This window comes from Pseudomonas morbosilactucae (genome assembly GCF_023241665.1).
Classification (GTDB): domain Bacteria; phylum Pseudomonadota; class Gammaproteobacteria; order Pseudomonadales; family Pseudomonadaceae; genus Aquipseudomonas; species Aquipseudomonas morbosilactucae.
In genome coordinates, this window is the sequence record NZ_JALQCX010000086.1 from 1 (window position 1) to 4,024 (window position 4,024).

Consider the following 4,024-nt stretch of genomic DNA (forward strand, 5'->3'; position numbering starts at 1 on the left):
AGGGGGATAAGTGCTTTTTCATTGAGATTTTTTCTCGCCACAAGACTTTTCAGGCGATCGCCCCGACATTAGTTCATTCAACCTACGCGGAGTTTTCAAGGGCGTGTCGTGCGAGGCAGATCCACTTCCTTTCTGCTGTGTGCAGCATTAGCAGGAATTGTTCCAATGGATTCGTACTTGGCGGTATAGAGCACGTTGAGGTATGCGCCTATGCGTAATTTTGGCGGTGCCGATTGACGCTATACAACTCTACTCCGCGAGCAATAAACTGCCTGCCGCAGATCGCAAAAACTATAAAGCGTATAGTTTCAGAAAATGAATGGAGTCGAAATGCCTGAATACATGTATCGATTTAGATCAGTTGAAAACCTTTTGGGCTCAGAAAGCAGGCAGGGAGAACTTGACGGACAATATATATATTTTGCTGCTTCCGAGACACTAAACGATCCCTTGGAAGGGTATAGGGAGTACTTCTGGTCTGGAGATGAAATTTTATGGAAAGGGCTGTTTCGCCACTACACTCGCACTCTATTTCTGGAGGTGATTAAGCATCTGGAAAATAGTACGGAACTAGGCAGTCTACTAATTCGGGAGGCTGCAGCGAATCAATATGAAGGGATTAAAAATTTCGGAGATGTAGCGTTTGAACGTTTTATCGAAAGTAAAATAATTAAAAGACATGTTGGTGTACTGAGTTCAGGTGAGCGCCATGTGAAAAGATCTGAATTACAGTGTCACTTGCAGTTGATTCATAAGTTTGCCATGCATTTAACTCTGTCGGTTACGCACGAAACTTTTCCTCTTGTGGGGTTTGATCCTGACAGTTTTGACGAGAAAAGGTTTGCTGATATTTCAAATATTTATTTGGATACGCTTGAAAATGAAATAAAAAAATCTGGTTCAGACGAAGGCTTAACGCTAGAGGAAAGCAATCAGCAGACACTTTCTCATCTCTCGCAAATGAATTTTCAAGCTCAATATCACCAGTGGAAAAATCATAAGGGCGACCGTTGGTTTAGTTTGACAATTGGCTTCCCTGAAGCTTATTGCGAAGGCCTTTGGAAACTAAACTTTCCCAATTGGTATGTCGCCTGCTTCATGTCTGAGTGTACAGACTCTTCTATTTGGGGTACTTACGGAAAAAACCATAGTGCTGCATGTTTGAAATTCAAAACCAATGGGCCGTCAGGTAAGAGGTCGCTGAATCTCAAGATGCCAGTAGGGGAGGGCAGAAACGGATTAGAGTTCAGGAACAAAGACGTAGATTTTAAAAGGGTCTCCTATGATGAAGCTTTCATAGAAATTGATTTTTTTGCATCAATGGGAAATGTGCCGACCTCATATTTGATCTCGGATTGGTTTACAGATGAAAAAGGAAAAAACAGTTCTCGGGCGGAAAGTGTACTCAGTGATATAGACGCTTGGAGGAAAAACTATCATGAAAACTATCGAAAAAGCATCACTGTAAAATTAAATGATTGGAAGAAGGAAAATGAGTACAGGCTGACTATGCACTCATTCGCTATAGATATTTCTAGCCCCAAAAACCGAGTAATCACATACAACTTCAATGACCTGGATGGGATTATTTTTGGCATTAATACCTCCCCGGAAGAAAAGATGAAAATTGTTTCTAAGATTGAACAGCTTTGCAAAATAAATCAACGAGATAACTTTAATTTCTACCAGGCGCGCTACGATAGCTCTCAACAAAAAATCCGTATAGATAAAGTAAAGATTCGGCAGTTGGGCAGCCAGCTGCGCTCCGACTTATAAGTCAATGAAAACAGTTCGGCGCTCATAGAAGCAGCACGCGCGGTTTTTTGGTGAATGCAGCAGCGTTGCTTAGTGCTAGTGTCGGGCAATGGGTATGTACTGCAATTTGCGTGTAATTTTGTAGACCTATACACCAATAGATGGAGTGGGGCGAAATGGGTAAAGCTGGAGAAATCAAACGCAATCATCACTACGTTTGGGCTCACTATCTTCGTAGTTGGGCAGTCAGCAATAACATATGGCATATAGGACCCAGCGGAAAAGTATCGTTTAATAGTGTGAAAGGCCTTTCTAAAGAAGAAGGTTATAACAACATAAAAGCATTGGGCGCTGAAGATATTCGGTTTCTAAAAAAATGGCCAACTCATGATTCCGAACTTCTTAAGCAATTTCACATGCGACAGATTGCGCATTTTGAGCACGCTTCTTTCCTGATGAACTGCCACATCGGGCAAGAAGGTCAGCCAGAATACGAAGAGCTTCGTAGGATATCGAGGGAGACAGAGGCTAATGTATTCGAAGAAACTCATACAATGATAGAGTCACTTGCGAGACCCATACTTGATAGCTTGATTAGCGGTGATGCGAGTTGTTTAGAGTCTAGTAAAAATAGCACAAACTTTTGTAATTTTCTTGCGCACCAACTTATGCGAACTAGAAAAGTAAGAGACTTGGTAATGGCTGAGTATAATAAAATTCAGCCCAAGAACTCTGTAGAGGAAGATTGCATTAGGCTTTTTAAGAAGAACTGGTGGTTAATCAGTTTTCTTAATGGCAGTAGCTTCGGCTATGGCTTGGTCATAGGTTTGAATCAATCTTATCGGACTTTCATTACCAACAATACAGACACGCCGTTCATAACAAGCGACTGTCCAGTTGTCAATATTCACGAATCTAGCAGTCGGAAAACGCCATTGGTGCCTCCGACGGGAATGGAGTTGTATTATCCAGTATCGCCGAAATATGCATATATAATCGGGGATACCGATAAATATGCTCGACTATCCCGTCAAATAAGTGAAGATGAAGTAAGAGAGTTAAACTTGGCGATGGTTAGCAATGCGCACCTGACAATCTATGCCAACTCAGAAAAAGCGATTAAAGAGGCTAGATCACGTTACAAGCGTGTTCGCTAAAGGGTTACTCTCGACTAGTTTTTTCCTAGTAGAGAGTCAAAATAAACGCAGCCTGCCATTTTTACGCAGTCACCGTTTTCAGTGTTGTCGATAGAATCGCCGCCTTTCCTGCATCAACTGAAAACTCTGAAGCATTAGTTGGCACAGAACTCGGTCCATGGACATGGCCTGCAATCTGCACTGCCATCTGCTCAATCAAATCTAATGTATCGCAAAGCACTTTGAAGATATTGATACTTTCTGATCCAACGTGATTTTTAGGCGCAATCAGACTTTGTCCTGCGCCTGCGATGCTCTTGCGCAGTCCTTTTATCTGCTCCTGCATGTCACCACCGACGGTAGCGTTGTGTTTCAGCCCCACCACCAGGTTCAAGTCCCGGCCTGTGGCCTGGTGTAGGTCGTCCACGGCCGCCAGGCTCGCGGACCCTCCCGACAGCAGCTTCATGGCGCCCAGCGCCTCGATCTTCTTGATTCCACCCACTGACTCGGTCGAATGGTCGTCCACCGTCCTGGTGTGGTTCTGGAAGCTCTCGGTGTTCTCCAGGGCTTCCACCTCGCGCTCGATCGCTTTGTCCTGGATCTTGCCATCGGTCTGGCGTAGCCAGTTGCCGTCGGCATCGACCCGCTGTTGGCAGGCCTCGCTGTGCTGCCAGACCTGGTCGCCTTTCGGCACCCGGGGCAGGCTCAGGCCATGCGGCAGGATCTGGGTAATAAAGGGCTTGTGTGGCAGGCCGTAGGCGAAGCTGACCACGACTGTGGTGCCTTCCTCGGGGAAGCCGAACATGCCGGCTTCTTGGCCCCCCATCGGCGCCGGCAGCGGTAGGCCGGTCAGGATCGGCAGCGCCGGATCTGGCTCGCCATCGGGCAGCAGCACTTCGACGTCGACGCCAAAGCGTGGCCGGAAGTCGTCGCACAGCCCGGGTGCCGCCGGCGCATCCGGAACGGCCACCACCCGGCCAAAGCGTGGCAGGTGATAGCCACCGGTGAGTTCGGGGAACTGGCGCTCTACGCTGCGCCGGATTGCGTCTTCCATTTGATTGCCATCTGATTGCCGGCGAGGGTCACGCTGGTGATCCGCTCGCCCTGGTTGAAGGTGGCGCCCGGGCGAAGTC

3 protein-coding genes are annotated in these 4,024 nt (G+C 46.7%); 2 read left to right on the plus strand and 1 reads right to left on the minus strand.

The genetic code is table 11. The features are described from left to right. Positions 1 to 330 precede the first annotated feature (330 nt). Positions 331 to 1,776, plus strand: a complete 1,446-nt coding sequence (locus M1B35_RS31190; RefSeq protein WP_268263989.1) for a DUF2971 domain-containing protein — start codon at positions 331 to 333, stop codon at positions 1,774 to 1,776. A 155-nt stretch (positions 1,777 to 1,931) separates the two neighbouring features. Then, the gene (locus M1B35_RS31195; RefSeq protein ID WP_268263990.1) at positions 1,932 to 2,912 is read left to right on the plus strand and encodes a DUF4238 domain-containing protein; all 981 of its coding nucleotides are present in this window, start codon (positions 1,932 to 1,934) and stop codon (positions 2,910 to 2,912) included. 61 nt (positions 2,913 to 2,973) lie between these two features. On the opposite strand, the gene M1B35_RS31200 is transcribed toward M1B35_RS31195, so the two are convergent. Beyond that, positions 2,974 to 3,945 (minus strand): hypothetical protein, encoded by a 972-nt coding sequence (locus M1B35_RS31200; protein WP_268263991.1) that lies wholly within the window; start codon positions 3,943 to 3,945, stop codon positions 2,974 to 2,976. Positions 3,946 to 4,024 lie beyond the last annotated feature (79 nt).